This is a genomic window from Cronobacter dublinensis subsp. dublinensis LMG 23823 (genome assembly GCF_001277235.1).
GTDB classification, from domain to species: Bacteria; Pseudomonadota; Gammaproteobacteria; order Enterobacterales; family Enterobacteriaceae; genus Cronobacter; species Cronobacter dublinensis.
Genome location: NZ_CP012266.1, coordinates 2,029,872 through 2,048,375, shown reverse-complemented (window position 1 = coordinate 2,048,375; position 18,504 = coordinate 2,029,872). Strand labels below are relative to the sequence as shown.

At 59.8% G+C, this 18,504-nt stretch carries 15 protein-coding genes; 10 read left to right on the top strand and 5 right to left on the bottom strand.

Annotation, left to right across the window (positions count from 1 at the left end; translation table 11 throughout):
* Window positions 1-29 precede the first annotated feature (29 nt).
* From AFK67_RS09335 to tus, 3 genes are all read left to right on the top strand, one after another.
* Window positions 30-935: a LysR family transcriptional regulator gene (locus AFK67_RS09335; protein WP_007714574.1), complete on the top strand. Its 906-nt coding sequence runs from the start codon at window positions 30-32 to the stop codon at window positions 933-935.
* A 25-nt stretch (window positions 936-960) separates the two neighbouring features.
* On the top strand, window positions 961-2,250 hold the full coding sequence (gene rstB / locus AFK67_RS09330) for a two-component system sensor histidine kinase RstB (protein ID WP_007714583.1): 1,290 nt from the start codon (window positions 961-963) through the stop codon (window positions 2,248-2,250).
* A gap of 236 nt (window positions 2,251-2,486) precedes the next feature.
* Complete coding sequence (gene tus, locus AFK67_RS09325; protein ID WP_007718802.1) at window positions 2,487-3,416, top strand: DNA replication terminus site-binding protein; 930 nt, start codon at window positions 2,487-2,489, stop codon at window positions 3,414-3,416.
* Here tus and fumC read toward each other — a convergent pair whose 3' ends face one another.
* Both fumC and fumA read right to left on the bottom strand, forming a co-directional pair.
* Window positions 3,417-4,814, bottom strand: coding sequence for a class II fumarate hydratase (gene fumC / locus AFK67_RS09320; protein ID WP_007718800.1), 1,398 nt, complete (start codon window positions 4,812-4,814; stop codon window positions 3,417-3,419).
* Window positions 4,815-5,025: 211 nt separating this feature from the next.
* On the bottom strand, window positions 5,026-6,672 hold the full coding sequence (gene fumA / locus AFK67_RS09315; RefSeq protein ID WP_007718797.1) for a class I fumarate hydratase FumA: 1,647 nt from the start codon (window positions 6,670-6,672) through the stop codon (window positions 5,026-5,028).
* Between the two features lie 204 nt (window positions 6,673-6,876).
* Here fumA and manA point away from each other — a divergent pair, with 204 nt between their 5' ends.
* Together manA and AFK67_RS09305 are read left to right on the top strand one after the other, a co-directional pair.
* Window positions 6,877-8,055 carry a mannose-6-phosphate isomerase gene (manA, locus tag AFK67_RS09310; RefSeq protein ID WP_007718796.1) on the top strand — a complete coding sequence of 393 codons (1,179 nt, stop codon included), beginning with the start codon at window positions 6,877-6,879 and terminating at the stop codon, window positions 8,053-8,055.
* A gap of 99 nt (window positions 8,056-8,154) precedes the next feature.
* Window positions 8,155-9,726, top strand: coding sequence for a YdgA family protein (locus AFK67_RS09305; protein WP_007718794.1), 1,572 nt, complete (start codon window positions 8,155-8,157; stop codon window positions 9,724-9,726).
* A gap of 42 nt (window positions 9,727-9,768) precedes the next feature.
* Here AFK67_RS09305 and AFK67_RS09300 read toward each other — a convergent pair whose 3' ends face one another.
* Complete coding sequence (locus AFK67_RS09300) at window positions 9,769-10,797, bottom strand: Mal regulon transcriptional regulator MalI (RefSeq protein ID WP_007718791.1); 1,029 nt, start codon at window positions 10,795-10,797, stop codon at window positions 9,769-9,771.
* Window positions 10,798-10,970: 173 nt separating this feature from the next.
* On the opposite strand from AFK67_RS09300, the gene malX reads away from it, so the two are divergent.
* The 3 genes from malX to add all read left to right on the top strand — a co-directional run bounded on the left by malX (window position 10,971) and on the right by add (window position 14,848).
* Complete coding sequence (gene malX, locus AFK67_RS09295; RefSeq protein ID WP_007718788.1) at window positions 10,971-12,560, top strand: maltose/glucose-specific PTS transporter subunit IIBC; 1,590 nt, start codon at window positions 10,971-10,973, stop codon at window positions 12,558-12,560.
* Window positions 12,561-12,574: 14 nt separating this feature from the next.
* Window positions 12,575-13,741 carry a MalY/PatB family protein gene (locus AFK67_RS09290; RefSeq protein ID WP_038883739.1) on the top strand — a complete coding sequence of 389 codons (1,167 nt, stop codon included), beginning with the start codon at window positions 12,575-12,577 and terminating at the stop codon, window positions 13,739-13,741.
* A 105-nt stretch (window positions 13,742-13,846) separates the two neighbouring features.
* Window positions 13,847-14,848: an adenosine deaminase gene (add, locus tag AFK67_RS09285; protein ID WP_007718784.1), complete on the top strand. Its 1,002-nt coding sequence runs from the start codon at window positions 13,847-13,849 to the stop codon at window positions 14,846-14,848.
* Between the two features lie 14 nt (window positions 14,849-14,862).
* Here add and AFK67_RS09280 read toward each other — a convergent pair whose 3' ends face one another.
* A complete protein-coding gene (locus AFK67_RS09280) occupies window positions 14,863-15,861 on the bottom strand; it encodes a bile acid:sodium symporter family protein (protein ID WP_007718783.1) in 999 nt (332 codons plus the stop codon).
* Window positions 15,862-16,024: 163 nt separating this feature from the next.
* Window positions 16,025-17,068 (bottom strand): oxidoreductase, encoded by a 1,044-nt coding sequence (locus AFK67_RS09275; RefSeq protein ID WP_007718782.1) that lies wholly within the window; start codon window positions 17,066-17,068, stop codon window positions 16,025-16,027.
* Window positions 17,069-17,700: 632 nt separating this feature from the next.
* Here AFK67_RS09275 and ydgT point away from each other — a divergent pair.
* Both ydgT and AFK67_RS09265 read left to right on the top strand, forming a co-directional pair.
* Window positions 17,701-17,916, top strand: coding sequence for a transcription modulator YdgT (ydgT, locus tag AFK67_RS09270; RefSeq protein WP_007663080.1), 216 nt, complete (start codon window positions 17,701-17,703; stop codon window positions 17,914-17,916).
* A 93-nt stretch (window positions 17,917-18,009) separates the two neighbouring features.
* Window positions 18,010-18,453, top strand: coding sequence for a DUF2569 domain-containing protein (locus AFK67_RS09265; protein WP_007718777.1), 444 nt, complete (start codon window positions 18,010-18,012; stop codon window positions 18,451-18,453).
* Window positions 18,454-18,504: the final 51 nt, after the last annotated feature.

The window sequence follows — 18,504 nt, the reverse complement described above, 5'->3', positions numbered from 1 at the left end:
GTACCCTGCGTTCTGTTTGAGGAACGATCGTGCAACCCGATCTCAATGACTATTTTTACTATGTCGAAGTGGTAAACCACGGCGGTTTTGCGGCGGCGAGCCGCGCGCTGAAGCAGCCGAAATCGAAACTGAGCCGCCGCGTCGCGGGCCTTGAGGCGCAGCTCGGCGTGCGGCTGATTGAGCGCTCCAGCCGCCGTTTTCGCGTAACAGATATCGGCCAGGCGTTTTACGAACAGTGCCGCGCGATGCTGCTGGAGGCCGAAAAAGCCCAGGCGGTGGTCGCCCAGGCGCGCAAAGAGCCACAGGGCGTGGTGCGCTTCAGTTGCCCGACGGGCATGGTGGAGATTATCCAGGCGCTGCTGCCCGCCTTTATGAATCGTTATCCGCAGGTGAAGCTGCAAATCATCGCCACGGACCGCCCTGTCGACCTGATTGAAGAACGTGTGGATATTGCGCTGCGCGTGCGCACGGAGCTTACGAGCGACGCTGAGCTGATCATGCGCTCGCTCGGGACGTCAAACCGGATCCTGGTCGCCAGCCCGGCGCTTGCCAACCAGTTGACGGACAATATCGACAGCCTCGCCTGCTACCCGACGCTCGGCACCAGCGATGACCCCGGTGAAATCCGCTGGGCGCTGGAACATGAACAAGGGAAGCGCTGTCTGATTGACCATCAACCCCGGCTGAGCTGCGCCGATTTCACCGCTATTCGTACGGCGGCCATCGCCGGGCTGGGGATAGCGCTGCTGCCGGACCACGTCTGCGCGAAGGCGCTGAAAACAGGCGAGCTGGTGCGGGTTTATCGCGGCTGGCAGGGCCAGCGCGGCATTGTGCATCTGGTATTTACCACGCGTCGCGGTCTGCCGCCTGCCGTCAGGGCGTTTATCGACCATCTGGCCGCGAATTTTCCGCACACGACGTCGGCAATAAAATAACCGCCACGGCGGGTGAGATATCTCCATGAAAAAACTCTTTATTCAGTTCTATTTGCTGCTGTTTGTCTGCTTTCTGGTGATGACGATGCTGGTCGGGCTGGTTTACAAGTTCACCGCCGAACGCGCGGGCCGCCAGTCGCTGGACGACCTGATGAAAAGCTCGCTCTACCTGATGCGCAGCGAACTGCGGGAAATTCCGCCGCACGAGTGGAACAAAACCATCAAAGAGCTGGATTTGAATCTGTCCTTTAAGCTGCGGATCCAGCCGCTCAGCCAGTTCCATCTTGATGACATCAACAGCCGGCGCCTGCGCGAGGGCGACATTGTGGCGCTGGATGATGAATACACGTTTATCCAGCGTATCCCGCGCAGCCACTATGTGCTGGCCGTGGGCCCGGTGCCCTATCTCTACTTTTTGCACCAGATGCGGCTGCTGGATATCGCGCTGATTGCGCTGATTGCCATTTCGCTGGCGCTGCCGGTGTTTATCTGGATGCGTCCGCACTGGCAGGAGATGCTGCGCCTGGAGGCGGCGGCGCAGCGGCTCGGCGAAGGGCATCTCGATGAGCGCATTCATTTTGATAAGGCGTCCAGCTTTTCGCGGCTCGGCGTGGCGTTCAACCAGATGGCGAATAACATTAACGCGCTGATTGCCAGCAAAAAGCAGCTGATTGACGGCATCGCCCATGAGCTGCGCACCCCGCTGGTGCGGCTGCGTTACCGGCTGGAGATGAGCGATAACCTGAGCGCGACGGAGTCGCAGGCGCTCAATCGCGATATTGGCCAGCTTGAGGCGCTTATCCAGGAGCTGTTGACTTACGCGCGGCTCGACCGCCCGCAAACCGAGCTGCACCTGACGCACCCGGTGCTGCCCCGCTGGCTGCATGAGTATGTCGATGACGCGCGTTCGCTGCACCCCGAGCGCGAGCTGATGCTGTCACGCGTCGATGAAGGCGATTACGGCGCGCTGGATATGCGGCTGATGGAACGCGTGCTGGATAATCTGGTGAATAACGGGCTGCGCTACAGCGAGCAACGGTTGCGGATTGGATTGTCGTTGCAGGGCGCGCAGGCGACGCTTGAGGTGGAAGACGACGGCCCCGGCATTCCGGAGGAGGAGAGCAGCCGGGTGTTCGAGCCGTTCGTGCGTCTCGACCCGAGCCGCGATCGCGCCACCGGCGGTTGTGGTCTCGGGCTCGCCATTGTGCAGTCGATCGCCACCGCGATGAGCGGCCAGGTGAGCGTCGCCCAGAGCACGCTCGGCGGCGCGCATTTTCGTTTCAGCTGGCCGGTAGTGCCGGGCGACGGTAAGTGATGTGGGATGTGAATAGGTGCGGGTTAACGGCTGAGTGATGGCTGTGGCGTGGCGGGTGCGTGGCGCTTAGTCGCACTCCATGACAGCCCATCCTTAAAAATACCCCGTAGGGTGGGTAAGCGGAGCGCACCCACCATTTCGCCCCATCCTTTCTGCCCGACGCCAGAGATCGCTATGGCCAAACCCGGCAAAACTGTGCTAAACATAAAGTATGTTGTAACTAATGTGAGAACACGATGGCCCGCTACGATCTGGTTGAACGCCTCAATGTGACTTTTCGCGAATTAGAGCACGCGCTGATGGAAATGCGTGATGGCCTCGCGGACTGCCGTCTGCTGGCGGGCCGGGTATTTACCCTGCCCGAGGTGGAAAAAGGCAAAGAGCACGATCCGCTGCTCACCATTACGGTGACGCAAAAAATCGGCAAGGAGGCGCAGGACGCGGCGCTGCGTCACTTCACGCATCTGTTCATTCAGCAGCAGTCAGAGAAACGCAGCAGCAAGGCGGCGGTGCGCCTGCCAGGCGCGGTCTGCTTTAGCGTTAATGACGCGCAGCATCAGGCGCTGCACGCGTTGGCTGAGAAAATTAACACCCTCAAAGCAGCGCTCGAAGAGATCATCACCGTGGAATCCGGCCTGCCCTCCACCCAGCGTTTCGAGTGGGTGCACCGCTACCTTCCGGGGCTTATCACGCTCAACGCCTACCGGCGGCTGACGGTGCTGGATAACCCGGCAACGCTGCGCTTCGGCTGGGCCAATAAACACATTATTAAAAACCTGACGCGCGATGAGGTGCTGGCGATGCTGGAGCGCGGACTTAAAGCGCCGCGCGCGGTGGGCGGGTTAACCAAAGAGCAGTGGCACGCGAGGCTGACGCAGGAGTACAACGACATCGCCGCACTCCCCCAGAAGGCGCGGCTTAAAATTAAACGCCCGGTGAAGGTACAGCCGGTCGCGCGCGTCTGGTATGCGCAAAACCAGCGGCAGGTGCAATACGCCTGCCCGTCGCCGCTGATTGTACTGTGTCACGACACCCGCGGCGGCGCGGTGCCGGATATTGGCGAGCTGCTCAATTATGATGCGGAAAACGTGCAGCACCGTTATAAACCGCAGGCGGAAGAACTGGTCATGATGATCCCCCGCCTGCATCTTTACCTCGCGCCCTGATCAGGACTTCATGCTGCCCACCATCGCTTCCGGGCGCACCCAGGCGTCAAACTCCTCCTCGCTGAGATAACCCAGCTTCAGCGCGGAGGCTTTCAGCGTTAGCCCTTCTTTATGGGCCTTCTTGGCGATTTCCGCCGCTTTGTCGTAGCCGATATGGGTGTTGAGCGCGGTCACCAGCATCAGCGACTCGTTAAGCAACTGGCTGATGCGCTCGCGGTTCGGCTCGATACCGATCGCGCAGTGGTGGTTGAAGCTCTCCATACCGTCCGCCAGCAGACGCACCGATTGCAGGAAATTATGAATAACCATCGGGCGGAAAACATTCAGCTCAAAGTTACCCATCGCCCCGCCCATATTCACCGCCACGTCGTTGCCCATCACCTGACAGCAGAGCATGGTGAGCGCTTCGCACTGGGTCGGGTTGACTTTACCCGGCATGATGGAGGAGCCCGGCTCGTTTTCCGGGATGGAAATTTCGCCGATGCCGCAACGCGGCCCGCTTGCGAGCCAGCGCACGTCGTTGGCGATTTTCATCAGCGAGGCCGCGAGCCCTTTGAGCGCGCCGTGGGCATGCACCAGCGCGTCGCAGGTGGCGAGCGCTTCGAATTTATTCGGCGCGGTCACGAACGGCTGGCCGGTGAACGCGGCGAGCTCTTTCGCCACGCGTTCAGCGTATTCCGGGTGCGTATTAAGCCCGGTGCCTACCGCCGTGCCGCCGAGCGCCAGCTCCGCCAGATGCGGCAGGCTGTGGTCGATATGCTTAAGATTGTGCTCAAGCATCGCCACCCAGCCGGAGATCTCCTGGCCGAGCGTCAGCGGCGTGGCGTCCTGCAGATGCGTACGGCCGATTTTCACGATATCGGCGAAGGCGCTCGCCTTGTCGCTGAGGGTCTTGTGCAGCACCTTCAGCTGCGGGATCAGCTGTTCGCGCAGCGCGATAACCGCCGCAACGTGCATCGCCGTCGGGAAGACGTCGTTCGAACTCTGGCTTTTGTTAACGTCATCATTGGGGTGTACTTTGCGCGCCATCCCGCGCTCGCCGCCGAGGATTTCGCTCGCCCGGTTGGCCAGCACTTCGTTCATGTTCATGTTGGTCTGGGTGCCGGAGCCGGTCTGCCAGATGGCAAGCGGGAACTCCTCCGGGTGCGCGCCTTCCAGCACCTCGTCCGCCGCGTTGATGATGGCGTTGCCGCGCTCGGCAGGCAGCAGGCCGAGATCCATATTGACCTTCGCGGCGGCGCGTTTCGTCAGCGCCAGCGCCTCGATAAGCGCGGTCGGCATTTTCTCGGTGGAAATACGGAAATGTTCCAGCGAACGCTGCGTCTGCGCGCCCCAGAGTTTTTCGGCCGGCACGTCGATGGCACCCATGGAATCTTTTTCACTGCGGTAGGCGGTCATTACTTTCTCCTTGATAACAAAGATGGGATGGCTCACATGCTTCAGGAATAAGTATTGATGCGTTAAAAAAACCTGCACGGCGCTTTGTGCGCTCTTGTGGGGTGGTTATGTGACGGTGGTGGGATGTCGGGGGGCGGCGTCGCCTTACCCGACACACAATTAACGGCAATTCAGGCCGGGTAAGCGAAGCCACCACCCGGCCAGAGTCATCTTACTTCAGGCACGCCGAGCACTGCCCGGACTGGATCTGCTGGAAGAAATCGTTGCCTTTGTCATCCACCAGGATAAACGCCGGGAAATCTTCCACCTCGATTTTCCAGATAGCTTCCATGCCGAGTTCCGGATATTCGACGCACTCCAGATGACGAATACTGTTTTGCGCCAGTACCGCCGCCGGGCCGCCGATGCTGCCGAGATAGAACCCGCCATGTTTCTTACAGGCGTCGGTCACCTGCTGGCTGCGGTTGCCCTTGGCGAGCATGATCATGCTGCCGCCGTTCGCCTGGAGCAGATCCACATAAGAATCCATACGTCCGGCGGTGGTCGGCCCGAGCGACCCGGAGGCGTACCCTTCCGGCGTTTTGGCCGGGCCCGCGTAGTAGATCGGATGATCTTTGACGTACTGCGGCAGCCCCGCGCCGCTGTCGATGCGCTCTTTCAGCTTCGCATGCGCGATATCGCGCGCCACGATGATGGTGCCGGAGAGCGACAGCCGCGTGGAGACCGGGTATTGCGACAGCTGCGCCAGGATCTCGCTCATCGGACGGTTGAGATCGACACGCACCGCTTCGCCCTCGCCAGCGCGACGCAGCGCCTCGGGAATATACTTGCCGGGGTTGCTTTCGAGTTTTTCGATCCAGATGCCGTCGCGGTTGATTTTGGCTTTGATGTTGCGGTCCGCCGAGCACGAAACGCCCATGCCCACCGGGCAGGACGCGCCGTGGCGCGGCAGTCGGATCACGCGGATATCGTGCGCGAAATATTTGCCGCCGAACTGCGCGCCGAGGCCGAGGTTGCGCGCCTCCTGCAACAGCTCCTCTTCAAGCTGTACGTCGCGGAACGCCTGGCCGTGCTCGTTCCCCTCGGTCGGCAGTCCGTCATAATATTTGGTGGAAGCAAGCTTCACGGTTTTGAGGGTCGCCTCCGCCGAGGTGCCGCCAATCACAAACGCCACATGGTACGGCGGGCAGGCCGCAGTGCCGAGCGTGCGCATTTTCTCCACCAGATACGCTTTCAGTTTGCCAGGCGTCAGCAGCGCTTTGGTCTCCTGGTAAAGATAGGTTTTGTTGGCGGAACCGCCGCCCTTGGCGATGCAGAGGAATTTATATTCGTCGCCGTCGACGCTGTAGAGATCAATCTGCGCTGGCAGGTTGGTGCCGGTGTTGACCTCTTTGTACATATCGAGCGCCGCGTTCTGGGAGTAGCGCAGGTTATCCTGGGTGTAGGTCTCATACACGCCCTGCGCCAGCGCGGCTTCATCGCCGCCGCCGGTCCAGACGCGCTGGCCTTTTTTGCCCATGATGATCGCGGTTCCCGTGTCCTGACAGGTCGGCAGAATGCCTTTAGCGGCAATCTCCGAGTTGCGCAGGAATTGCAGCGCCACGTACTTGTCGTTTTCGCTGGCTTCCGGGTCGCTCAGGATGTCCGCCACCTGCTGCTGATGCGCCGGGCGCAGCATGAACGAGGCGTCGTGGAAGGCGTGACGGGCCAGCAGCGTCAGCGCCTGCGGCTCAATTTTAAGGATTTCCTGACCTTCGAATTCAGAAACGGAGACGTGATCGCGGGTTAACAGATAATACTCGGTCTCGTCCTTTTTCAGTGGAAAAGGCTCTTGCCAGAAGAAGGGTTTGCCAGACATTGCACTCTCACTTACAGCTTCAGTTATGAAATGTGTCATCCGCCACATGGTCCATGTGCGGCATAAAAAAGCGAGTCGCCACATGGTACACAATTTTTTAACAAAAACTGAGACTAAACCGACTTTTTGCCCAGCCGGGTTACATCGGTCCGCTTTATTGGTTTAATACCAAAAACTTTTTTCCTCCGAATACAGGGACCGATCATGCAGAAACTCATTAACTCGGTGCAGAACTATGCCTGGGGCAGTAAAACGGCGTTAACGGAACTTTATGGCGTGGAAAACCCGAACGGCCTGCCGATGGCGGAGCTGTGGATGGGCGCCCACCCGAAGAGCAGTTCGCAGGTACAGGACCCGCAGGGCAACACGCGCGCGCTGCGTGAGGTGATTGACGGCGATAAAACCGCCCTGCTCGGCGCGCAGGTGGCAGAGCGCTTCGGCGAGCTGCCGTTCCTGTTTAAAGTGCTGTGCGCCGATCAGCCGCTTTCCATCCAGGTGCACCCGAACAAGCAGGCCTCTGAAGAAGGCTTCGCGCGTGAAAACGCGGCGGGCATCCCGCTGGACGCCGCCGAGCGCAACTATAAAGACCCTAACCACAAGCCGGAGCTGGTCTTTGCCCTGACGCCGTTCCTCGCCATGAACGCGTTCCGCGAGTTTTCTGAGATTGTCTCCCTGTTACAACCCGTCGCGGGCGCGCATACCGCCATCGCGCATTTCCTGGCCGCGCCGGATGCGGACCGTCTGCGTGACCTCTTCGCCGGGCTTCTGAATATGCAGGGCGAGGAGAAATCCCGCGCGCTGGCGGTGCTGAAAGCGACCGTCGAGAGCCAGCAGGGCGAACCGTGGGATACCATTCGCTTTATCGCGCAGTTCTATCCGGACGACAGCGGGCTTTTTTCGCCACTCCTGCTGAACGTGGTGAAGCTCAACCCCGGCGAGGCGATGTTCCTGTTCGCCGAAACGCCGCACGCGTATCTGCAGGGCGTGGCGCTGGAGGTGATGGCGAACTCAGACAACGTGCTGCGCGCGGGCCTCACCCCGAAATATATCGATATTCCGGAACTGGTGGCGAACGTGAAGTTTGTCGCCAAACCGGCGGCGCAGCTGCTGACCGAGCCCGCGAAAAATGGCGCGGCGCTGGAATTCCCGATCCCTGTCGAGGATTTCGCGTTCTCGCTGCACGATCTCGGCACGCAGCCTGCGAGCCTGGCGCAGACCAGCGCGGCCATTCTGTTCTGCGTCGAGGGCGAAGCGGTGCTCAGCAAAGGCGACCAGCGCCTGACGCTGAAACCGGGCGAATCCGCCTTCGTGGCGGCGAACGAATCGCCGGTCAGCGTGAGCGGCGTGGGACGTCTCGCGCGCGTCTATAATAAGCTCAACTAAGTTACTGATCTTTTAAGCAAGGATTGCTAAGCTTGGTTGCATCTTTACCAGTCACGCCAGACGGACCGCCGTCTGGCTTCGTTTTAAGGGAACTGAACTATGAAAAAATCGCTGGTCGCCGTGGGCGTGATTGTCGCTCTCGGGGTTATCTGGACGGGTGGCGCGTGGTACACCGGTAAGCAGTTTGAGAAACATGTCGGCGAGATGGTGGCCGAGGCGAACGCGCAGCTTAAGCTCAGCGCGCCGCAGGCCGGGCTTGAGCTTGGCTACCAGGACTACCAGCGCGGCCTGTTCAGCAGCCATCTGCAACTGGTGGTGAAGCCCGCGGCGGGCCAGCAGGAATCGCTGCTGAAGCCGGGTCAGAGCGTCGTTCTGGATCAGGTGGTGAGCCACGGCCCGTTCCCGTTAGCCGATCTCAAAAAGCTGAATATCCTGCCGGCGATGGCGTCAGTGCACACCACGCTTGTAAATAACGACACCACCAAAGCGCTGTTTGCGATGGCGAAAGGTCAATCCTTCGCGGACGTACAAACCCGCATCGGCTACGGCGGCGCAACCTCCAGCGACATCAAGCTGCAGGCGCTGAACTACGAGACCCCAGAAGAAAAAGTGGCGTTCAGCGGCGGCGACTTCCAGCTTGACGCCGATAAAGACGGCAACGACGTGAGCCTGAAAGGCGAAGCGGACAGCGGTCTGGTTAACGCCGTTAACGAATATGGCCAGCGCGTGCAGCTGACCTTCAACGGCCTGAAGGCCGACGGCAACACGAAAATGACCAGCTTTAAAGAGCGCGTCGGCGAGCAGAAGCTGACCCTTGAAAAACTGGCGGTCGCGATTGAAGGCCAGGAGATGGCGCTGCTTGAGGGCATCAGCCTGAACGGCAAATCTGACGTGGCGAAAGATGGCAAGAGCATCGACAGCCAGATGGATTACGTCATGAAAAGCCTGAAGGTGCAGAATCAGGATCTCGGCAGCGGCAAGATGACGCTGAAAATCGGCAACATCGACGGCCAGGCGTGGCACCAGTTCAGCCAGCAGTATAACGAGCGCAGCCGCGCGCTGATGGCGCAGCCGGGCATTATGGACAATCCAGAGCAATACCAGCAGCAGGCGACCGAGATCCTCGTCTCTTCCCTGCCGCTGCTGCTGAAAGGCAACCCGGTCGTTACCATCGCGCCGCTGAGCTGGAAAAACGCTAAAGGCGAAAGCACCTTTAACCTGTCGCTGTTCCTGAAAGATCCGAGCCAGACACCGGTGAGTGCCGCGCAAAACACCCCGGAAGAGCAACTGGATCGCGTCGTGAAAAGTCTCGACAGCAAACTGGTTATTCCGGTGGATATGGCGACCGAGATGATGACCCAGGTGGCGAAACTGGAAGGCTACCAGCAGGCAGACGCCGAGAAACTGGCGGGCCAGCAGGTGAAAGGCCTGGCGGCGATGGGCCAGATGTTCCGTATCACCACCATGCAGGACAACAGCATCGTGACCAGCCTGCAGTACGCAAACGGTCAGGTGAACCTGAACGGGCAGAAAATGCCGCTGGCAGACTTTATCGGCATGTTCGGTATGGCCGGTCTTGGCGCGCCAGAGCCGGAGGCGATGCCAGAGCAAGGCGCGCCGGGTGCGGCGCCTGCGCCGCAAGCCCCTGCGCTCTCTGTCCCGCAGCAGTAATGCGAAACGGCCTCTGCGGAGGCCGTTTTTTATTGGTGCGTCTTAACGGTACGCCACCAGCCGCGGGCCCAGTATAAGGCTCCCCGTCTGTTCATCGCCGTGCTGAATGCGCTGCAGGATACGCTCCGCCACACAGTGGCCCATTTCGCGCGCGGGCGTCGTTACCCACGTCAGCGGAACCTCATCAAGCCGCTCTTCCGGCACGTCAGCGAACGCCGCCAGCGTGACGCTGTTTTCAAAATAGCTCTCATACCCCGCCTCGCCGCTCTGCCGCCCGGCGCGCATCAGGCCAAACCACGCGCCCATCGCGACGGTGCTGTTATGGCAAAGCACGGCGGTGATGGTTGGGTTAACGCGCAGCAGTTCGCTAATGGCTTCCGCCGCCGGTTTTTGCCCCGCCGGGCACTCGACTATCCATTCGCTGTGAAATGGCAACCCGTATTGCAACAGCGTCGCGCAGTAGCCGCCGAGCCGTTCGGCGCGGGTGAGCGATGAGCTCGCGCCGCCGAGCCAGGCGATGCGCTGATGGCCACGCCGGATAAGATGCTCGGTCACCAACCGCGCCGCCTGTTGGTTATCCGGCCGTACCGTGTCCACTTCATCGTGATGGCTGGCGCGCGAGGCGAACAGCAGCGGAATGCCGCGTCCGCGAGCCTGCGCCTGCCATGCCGCGCCCTGCCCGCCGCCGCCTGCCACCACAACGCCGTCCACGCCCTGGTCGAGCAGCGTATCGAGACAGCGCTGCATCTGCGCCTCGTCGCGCCCGCCCTGCAGCAAAAACAGCACTCTTCCCTGCGCCTCCAGCGCTTCGGAGAGCCCGGCGGTCAGTTCGGCATAAAACGGCGTGGTGAGATCGCGCACAATCAGCCCGATGACGCCGCTCGGCCCGCCGCGCAGCGCCGACGCCTGCCGGTTGCGCACAAACCCTAACTGCTCAATGGCGTCGTTCACCCGCTGCCCGGTCGCGCTCGAGATGCGTCCTTTGCCGCTCAGCACCAGCGACACGGTGGCAACCGAGACCCCCGCCGCCTGCGCGACATCATTGATAGTGATTCTTTTCGCCTGTGTCATTGACTACGCTTTTGCTCCGCAACAGCTAGATAAAACCTTTTACCTGAACGGATATTATAGCCGTCAGGCCTGGGTAATGTTCTGTGATTCAACGCGCATTAAACTTTGGTAAAACGTTTTATCTTGCGATCCTTCGTTCAGGCGATGGGATCATTTAACGCGAGGAGTCGTTTATGACGGCGAATACGGTACAAAAAATCACGCTGTGGGGGTTTATGCAGCAGCTCGGCAAAACGTTTATGTTGCCGGTGGCGCTACTGTCGTTTTGCGGCATTCTGATGGGCATCGGCAGTTCGCTTAGCAGCCATGACGTTATTACGCTGATGCCGTTTCTCGGTAACGGCGTGTTGCAGCTCATTTTCATCTGGATGAGCAAAATGGGCTCGTTCGCGTTCAGTTTCCTGCCGGTGATGTTCTGTATCGCCATTCCGCTGGGGCTGGCGCGTGAGAATAAAGGCGTGGCGGCATTTGCCGGGTTTGTCGGTTATGCGGTCATGAACCTCGCGGTCAATTTCTGGCTGACCGCCAAAGGCATTTTACCGACTCAGGACGCCGCGCTTTTGAAAGCCAACAACGTGCAGTCGGTACTCGGCATTCAGTCTATCGACACCGGCATTCTGGGTGCGGTGATCGCGGGCGTCATCGTCTGGCTGCTGCATGAGCGTTTTCACAAGGTGCGCCTGCCGGACGCGCTGGCGTTCTTTGGCGGCACGCGCTTTGTGCCGATTGTCACCACCGTGGTGATGGGGCTGGTCGGGCTGACGATCCCGCTGATCTGGCCGTTTTTCGCCAAAGGCATTACCGGGCTGGGCTGGCTTATCAACAGCGCCGGGAGCTTTGCGCCGATGATTTTCGGCACCGGCGAGCGCCTGCTGCTGCCGTTCGGTTTGCAGCATATTCTGGTGGCGCTTATTCGCTTTACGGAGGCTGGCGGCACGCTGGATGTCTGCGGGCAGAGCGTTTCTGGCGCGTTGACTATCTTCCAGGCGCAGCTCAACTGCCCGACCTCGCATGGCTTTGCCGAAAGCGCGACGCGCTTCCTCTCGCAGGGCAAAATGCCGGCATTCCTGGGCGGCCTGCCAGGAGCGGCGCTGGCGATGTACCACTGCGCGCGCCCGGAGAACCGGCATAAAATTAAAGGGCTGTTAATTTCCGGCGTGATCGCCTGCGTGGTGGGCGGCACCACGGAACCGCTGGAATTCCTGTTCCTGTTTGTGGCGCCTGCGCTCTATCTCATCCACGCGCTGCTGACCGGGCTGGGTTTTACGCTGATGGCGCTGCTCGGGGTGACTATCGGCAACACCGACGGCAATATTATCGACTTCGTGGTGTTCGGCGTGCTGCACGGGCTGTCAACCAAATGGTACTGGGTGCCAGTGGTGGCGGGCGTCTGGTTCGCGGTCTATTACGCCATTTTCCGCTTCGCCATTGCCCGCTTTAACATTAAAACGCCGGGCCGCGAGGCTGAAAGCCCGACGGCAGGCGTCGCCACGCCAGGCGTGACGGGCAAATCGGGTTATGACGTGCCCGCTATCCTGAAAGCGCTGGGCGGCGCTGAAAATATCACGTCGCTGGATAACTGCATTACGCGTCTGCGCCTCACAGTGAAAGAGATGTCGCTTGTGGACAGCGCCGCGCTCAAAGCCAACCGCGCCATCGGCGTGGTACAGCTCAACCAGCACAATCTGCAGGTGGTGATAGGCCCGCAGGTGCAGTCGGTAAAAGATGAAATGGACAGCCTGATGCATTCGGTTCAGGCATGAGCACGGGAGGCAACATGTTCGATTTTTCACAGGCCGTGGATCGCCGCGGCACCTGGTGTACCCAGTGGGATTACGTGGCCGACCGTTTCGGCGTGGACGATCTGCTGCCCTTTACTATCTCGGATATGGATTTCCCGACCGCGCCCTGCGTGCTTGAGGCGGTATCGACGCGGCTCGCCCACGGCGTGCTCGGCTACAGCCGCTGGCAAACCCCGGATTTCACCGGCGCGGTGGCGCACTGGTACGCCACGCGCTTTGGCAGCCAGATTGCGCCGCAGACGCTGGTCTACGGGCCGTCGGTTATCTATATGGTGTCGCAACTGATCCGTCAGTGGTCCGCGCCGGGCGACGAGGTGCTTGTCCACACGCCTGCCTATGACGCCTTCCCGAAGGCCATCGAAGGCAACGGGCGGCGGGTGCTGAGCGCCCCGCTCGCGCTGACCGACACGGGCTGGCAGTGCGATATGAGCGCGCTGGAAGCCCGGCTGGCGCGCCCGACGTGTAAAATCATGCTGTTGTGCAGCCCGCACAACCCGACCGGTAAAGTCTGGCGGCGCGACGAGCTGGAGGCGATGGCCGCGCTCTGCGCGCGCCACGACGTGCGGGTCATCAGCGATGAAATCCATATGGATATGGTCTGGCAGGGGCAGCACACGCCCTGGTGCGAGGTCGGGCTGGGACGCTGGGCGCTGTTCTCGTCGGCGTCCAAGAGCTTTAACATTCCGGCGCTGACCGGCGCGTGGGGGCTTATCGCGCACGAGGAAGACCGCAGCGCGTATCTGCAGGCGCTAAAAGGCCGCGACGGGCTGTCATCGCCTGCCGTGCTATCGCTGGTGGCGCATATCGCCGCCTACCGCGAGGGCGCGCCCTGGCTTGATGCGTTGCGGGACTACCTTTCGGAGAACCTGCGTTTCGTGGCGCAGCGGCTGAACGACGCGTTTGCGCAACTTCACTGGCAGCTGCCCGAGGCGACCTATCTCGCCTGGCTGGATCTGCGCCCTCTCGGTATTGACGACGACGCCTTACAGCAGGCGCTAATTACGCGCGAAAAGGTCGCCATTATGCCCGGCTACACCTATGGCGAGGCGGGGCGCGGCTTTATTCGACTGAACGTCGGATGCGCGCGCAGCAAACTTGAGCAGGGCGTCGAGCGGCTTATTTGCGCAATTCGCTCACTTTAGAGGCAAAAGGGGCTGTTTCGGCCCCTCTTTTGTTGCGCAACGTAGCTTTCCTGTCGCAAATATTTTTATAATGGTCTGCACTTTATTCTAAAAAAGAGTGCCATCATGATTGATACCCGCCTTCCCCTTACCGACCTTCACCGCCATCTCGACGGCAACATCCGCGCGCAGACCATCCTCGACCTCGGCCGCCAGTTTAATCTCGCCCTGCCCGCCGATACGCTGGAGACGCTGCGCCCGCACGTGCAGATCACCAAAAACGAACCGGATCTGGTGAGCTTCCTCGCTAAACTCGACTGGGGCGTAAAAGTGCTCGGCTCGTTAGACGCCTGCCGCCGCGTGGCGTATGAAAATATGGAAGACGCCGCGCGCAACGGCCTGCATTACGTGGAGCTGCGTTTCTCGCCAGGCTATATGGCGATGACGCACCAGCTGCCGGTGGCGGGCGTGGTGGACGCCGTTATCGACGGCGTGCGTCAGGGCAGCCGCGATTTCGGCGTTGAAGCCCGTCTGATCGGCATTCTGAGCCGCACCTTCGGCGAAGAAGCCTGCGTGGCGGAACTCGACAGCCTGCTGGCGCACCGCGACCACATCACCGCGCTGGATCTGGCAGGCGATGAGCTGGGCTTCCCCGGCAGCCTGTTCCTCAACCACTTTAACCGCGGACGCGACGCGGGCTGGCACATCACCGTTCACGCCGGTGAAGCCGCAGGCCCGGAGAGCATCTGGCAGGCAATTCGCGAGCTGGGCGCCGAGCGTATCGGCCACGGCGTGAAAGCGGTGGAAGATCCGGCGCTGATGGATTTTCTGGCCGAACAGGGCATTGGCATTGAGTCGTGCCTGACGTCCAATATTCAGACCAGCACGGTGGCGTCACTCGCGCATCACCCGCTGAAGACGTTCCTCGAGCATAACATTCTCGCCACCCTTAATACCGACGATCCGGGTGTTCAGGGCGTGGATATCGGCCATGAGTATCAGGTTGCGGCACCTGCGGCAGGCCTGAGCGCGGCGCAGATCCGCACCGCGCAGGAGAACGGCCTGAAAATCGCCTTCCTCACGGAGGCGGAAAAACAGGCGCTGATAGCGAAAGTCAGCGCGGCCTGAGCCGCGCCGCCAGGTCAGGAGGCTGAGGCCTTCTGGCCTGCTTTTTGTTCATGGCGTCGGGCGTAACGCTGCGCCATGACCGCACAGACCATCAGCTGGATCTGATGGAAAATCATCAGCGGCAGCACCATGATCCCCACCTGGCTTGCCGGAAACAGCACGTTGGCCATCGGCACGCCGTTCGCAAGGCTCTTCTTGGAGCCGCAAAAGACGATGGTAATCTCATCTTCTTTATTAAAGCCGAGCAGCCGCGCCGACCAGACGTTGATCACCAGCACAATGGCCAGCAGCACCAGCGACAGCACAACCACCGCGAGCAGCGCCATACCGGTCACCTGATGCCAGATCCCCTGCACCACTGCCTCGCTGAACGCGACATAAACCACCAGCAATATTGAGGAGCGGTCGGTCATGCCGATAAGCTTTTTATGCCTGTCGACCCAGCGGCCAATCAGCGGGCGCGAGAGATGGCCAATCACAAACGGCACCATCAGTTGCAGCACGATTTTGCCAATGGCATCGAGCGTATTGGTATCGCCCTGCTGAGCCTGCATCATCACGCCGACCAGCACCGGCGAGAGAAAAATCCCCAGAATACTGGACGCCGAGGCGCTGCACACCGCCGCCGCCACGTTGCCGCGCGCCACAGATGTAAAGGCGATGGCCGACTGTACCGTCGCGGGCAGCGCACAGAGATAGAGAAAGCCCATATAGAGCGACGGCGGCAGCACGCTGTGCGGAATAAACTGCATCGCCAGACCCAGCAGCGGGAACACCAGAAAGGTGCTGATAAACACCACCAGATGCAACCGCCAGTGGCCCATCCCGGCCAGAATCGCCTCGCGTGAGAGCTTCGCCCCGTGCATAAAGAACAGCAGCGCAATGGCGGCCGTGGTGAGATATTCGAATGCCGTTTTAACGCGCCCTTCGCACGGAAACAGCGACGCGACGATCACGACGCCTATCATAATCAGTAAAAATGTGTCGATTTTCAGGCGCTTCAGCCAGCTCATTGTCAGTTCCTTGTTCTGTTGCAGGTCAATCTACTTTGCAACAAAAAGCCGATCCTGGCGAGCGATGCGGGTAAAACGGTGCCGGCGCGTGAGGTGCCGTTGAGGGAATGTAACGACGGGAAGCAGCAAAACGCCCCGACGGCTCACGCCGGGGCGTTAACGTTTAGCCGCGCAGGCAGACCGCGGCGCGGCGCTTCGCGGATTCAATACCCGCCTCGATAAGCTCCATTACCACAATCGCCTGGCTCGCCGGCACCGGGTTCTCGCCTTCGCCGCGAATGGCGCTACGCACGCCCGCGTAGTAAGCCGGATAGTTGCCGGGCACCGTGAGAAGCGTCTGTTCATCCAGCATATCGCCGCTCGCAAGCGTCAGTACGCCGTCGCGCATGTCATAACCCCAGTTTTCCTGCGGCGGGCGCACGCCGGATTTCAGGCTTTCTTCCTGCGGATCGAGTCCGAATTTTACATAGCTGCCGCGGGTGCCGTGAACGATATAACGCGCCGATTCACCCGCCGCCAGCATAGTGCCGTGCAGCACGACACGCCGCTCCGGGTAGGCCAGCACCGCGTGGAAGTAGTCCGTCGCCTGCGCGCTCGGGCGCAGTTCGGCCAGATCCACATAAATGCTCACCGGCAGCCCGAACAACTGCACCGCCTGGTCTAACAGGTGCGGCGCCAGATCGTACCAGATGCCGCTGCCCGGCCCTGCCTGTTCGCGCCAGCGGTCGCGCACCTGCGGACGAAAGCGGTCAAAATGAGATTCGAAATAGGCGATTTCGCCGATTTGCCCTTCGGCGATGATCTGCTTAAGCGTCAGGAAATCGCTGTCCCAGCGGCGGTTGTGAAAGACCGAGAGCACCAGACCAAGGCTTTTCGCAATGGTTTCCAGCTCACGCGCCTGCGACAGCGTGACGGTAAAGGGCTTATCGACCACCACATGTTTACCGGCTTCGAGGGCCGCTTTCGCCAGCGGGAAGTGGGTATCATTCGGCGTGGGAATGACAATGAGATCGAGATGCGGATCGTTGAACAGCTGTTTGGGGTCTGAGACCACCGGCACACCTGGCCAGTCGGCATGCACTTTAGCGGCGTCGCTGCTGGAAACTGCGGCAAGTTCCATGCCTGGCGTACCGGCGATAAGCGGCGCATGAAAGGTTTTGCTGGCGTAGCCGTAGCCGATTAATCCCACCCGGACGATATCGTTCATGTTCATTCCTCTGCTGAGTTAACCGTGGTATTTGACACCATTCGCAAGCGTCCCTCAACGGTTTCCTCACGCACCGTAAATAAACGGTTTATTTCAGAATTTTCATCAGTTTTCTGACGCTCTTAAGCGCATTTTTCGCCAAAACAATCCTATTGTCATAAATGCGCTCGCTCACTACGGAGCGGGTCTTACGTGAGCGAATTAATGTTTTGGTGAAATAAGCAACACGACTTAAAAGAAATAACGTGGCGTTTATCGCGCTATTATTGGCGCACAAAAAACAGTGAATAAAAGATAAGCACGCCCGGGCGATGAAGAAAAACCCCTGGAAATGGCAGGCCGTCGCGGCGCGCGGCGCGGCCAGCCGCCTGGCGCAGCATGGGTAAAGCGCATTTACATATTGTCGTAAAAAGACGGGGGTGAGGTCGCGCCGGGATATTGCCAGCGTTAACGAAGCGCGTTACTCTTTTGCCTCTTAAGGCGTCGGGCCTGCGTTAATTCTCAAGGAAAACTCTTAAATGTTATTCAGGCTTTTATTAAACCTGCATAACCTCGTTTTTGCGTTTATTCTTTACCCGGCCCGCCTTTCTGGCGAATTCTCCTTATTATTTATTGCGCGGATATCCATTAACATGACCGTTCAGGATTATTTATTAAAGTTTCGTAAAATCAGCACGCTTGAAAGTCTGGAAAAATTGTTCGATCACCTTAATTACACCCTTACTGACAATCAGGAAATCATCAATATGTATCGTGCTGCGGACCACCGCCGTGCGGAACTGGTGTCGGGCGGGCGACTTTATGACCTGGGGCAAGTGCCAAAAACCGTCTGGCGTTATGTGCAGTAGGCTGAAAGGTGGCAATCAGACAGAAAGTCTTTATAATCTTTGCGCTGTAATTATTCTTTAGCCATTTGTTGAATTTATATCCCGGGAGGTAATATGACCGACGCGTCGCCTGTGCGCATCGGAGGCTGGTTGCTCGCCCCTCTCGCCTGGTTATTGATGTCTTTACTCAGCACTACGCTTGCCGTCGCGCTCTATGTGATGGGGCTTGCGTCCCCGCAACTCCATCAGGCGCTCAGCGCGCAGGGCACGTCCGGCGTGGTTCTCTGGTATGGCTCGATGCTGTGCGCGATGGCGATGTGGGGATATACGTTCTGGCTGACCATCGCCTTTTTCAAACGCCGTCAGGGCGTGCCGCGCCACTATATTATCTGGCTGCTGCTGACCGTCCTGCTGGCGATTAAATCATTTGCGTTCTCGCCGGTGAGCGATGCGCTGGCCGTGCGTCAGCTGCTGTTCCCGCTGCTGGCCGCCGCGCTGCTGGTGCCTTATTTCAAGCGTTCCGTGCGGGTGAAACAGACGTTTGTCCGGGCAAAATAACCTTACAGATTCTCCGTTGTCGCGCTCTGTCGGATGTCCGATAATGAGCGG

Excerpts from the sequence above, each read along its gene's own strand:
- rstB (WP_007714583.1), top strand. The coding sequence starts at position 961 with ATGAAAAAACTCTTTATTCAGTTCTATTTGCTGCTGTTTGTCTGCTTT.
- tus (WP_007718802.1), top strand. The coding sequence starts at position 2,487 with ATGGCCCGCTACGATCTGGTTGAACGCCTCAATGTGACTTTTCGCGAA.
- fumC (WP_007718800.1), bottom strand. The coding sequence starts at position 4,814 with ATGACCGCCTACCGCAGTGAAAAAGATTCCATGGGTGCCATCGACGTG.
- fumA (WP_007718797.1), bottom strand. The coding sequence starts at position 6,672 with ATGTCTGGCAAACCCTTCTTCTGGCAAGAGCCTTTTCCACTGAAAAAG.
- manA (WP_007718796.1), top strand. The coding sequence starts at position 6,877 with ATGCAGAAACTCATTAACTCGGTGCAGAACTATGCCTGGGGCAGTAAA.
- AFK67_RS09305 (WP_007718794.1), top strand. The coding sequence starts at position 8,155 with ATGAAAAAATCGCTGGTCGCCGTGGGCGTGATTGTCGCTCTCGGGGTT.
- AFK67_RS09300 (WP_007718791.1), bottom strand. The coding sequence starts at position 10,797 with ATGACACAGGCGAAAAGAATCACTATCAATGATGTCGCGCAGGCGGCG.
- malX (WP_007718788.1), top strand. The coding sequence starts at position 10,971 with ATGACGGCGAATACGGTACAAAAAATCACGCTGTGGGGGTTTATGCAG.
- AFK67_RS09290 (WP_038883739.1), top strand. The coding sequence starts at position 12,575 with ATGTTCGATTTTTCACAGGCCGTGGATCGCCGCGGCACCTGGTGTACC.
- add (WP_007718784.1), top strand. The coding sequence starts at position 13,847 with ATGATTGATACCCGCCTTCCCCTTACCGACCTTCACCGCCATCTCGAC.
- AFK67_RS09280 (WP_007718783.1), bottom strand. The coding sequence starts at position 15,861 with ATGAGCTGGCTGAAGCGCCTGAAAATCGACACATTTTTACTGATTATG.
- AFK67_RS09275 (WP_007718782.1), bottom strand. The coding sequence starts at position 17,068 with ATGAACGATATCGTCCGGGTGGGATTAATCGGCTACGGCTACGCCAGC.
- ydgT (WP_007663080.1), top strand. The coding sequence starts at position 17,701 with ATGACCGTTCAGGATTATTTATTAAAGTTTCGTAAAATCAGCACGCTT.
- AFK67_RS09265 (WP_007718777.1), top strand. The coding sequence starts at position 18,010 with ATGACCGACGCGTCGCCTGTGCGCATCGGAGGCTGGTTGCTCGCCCCT.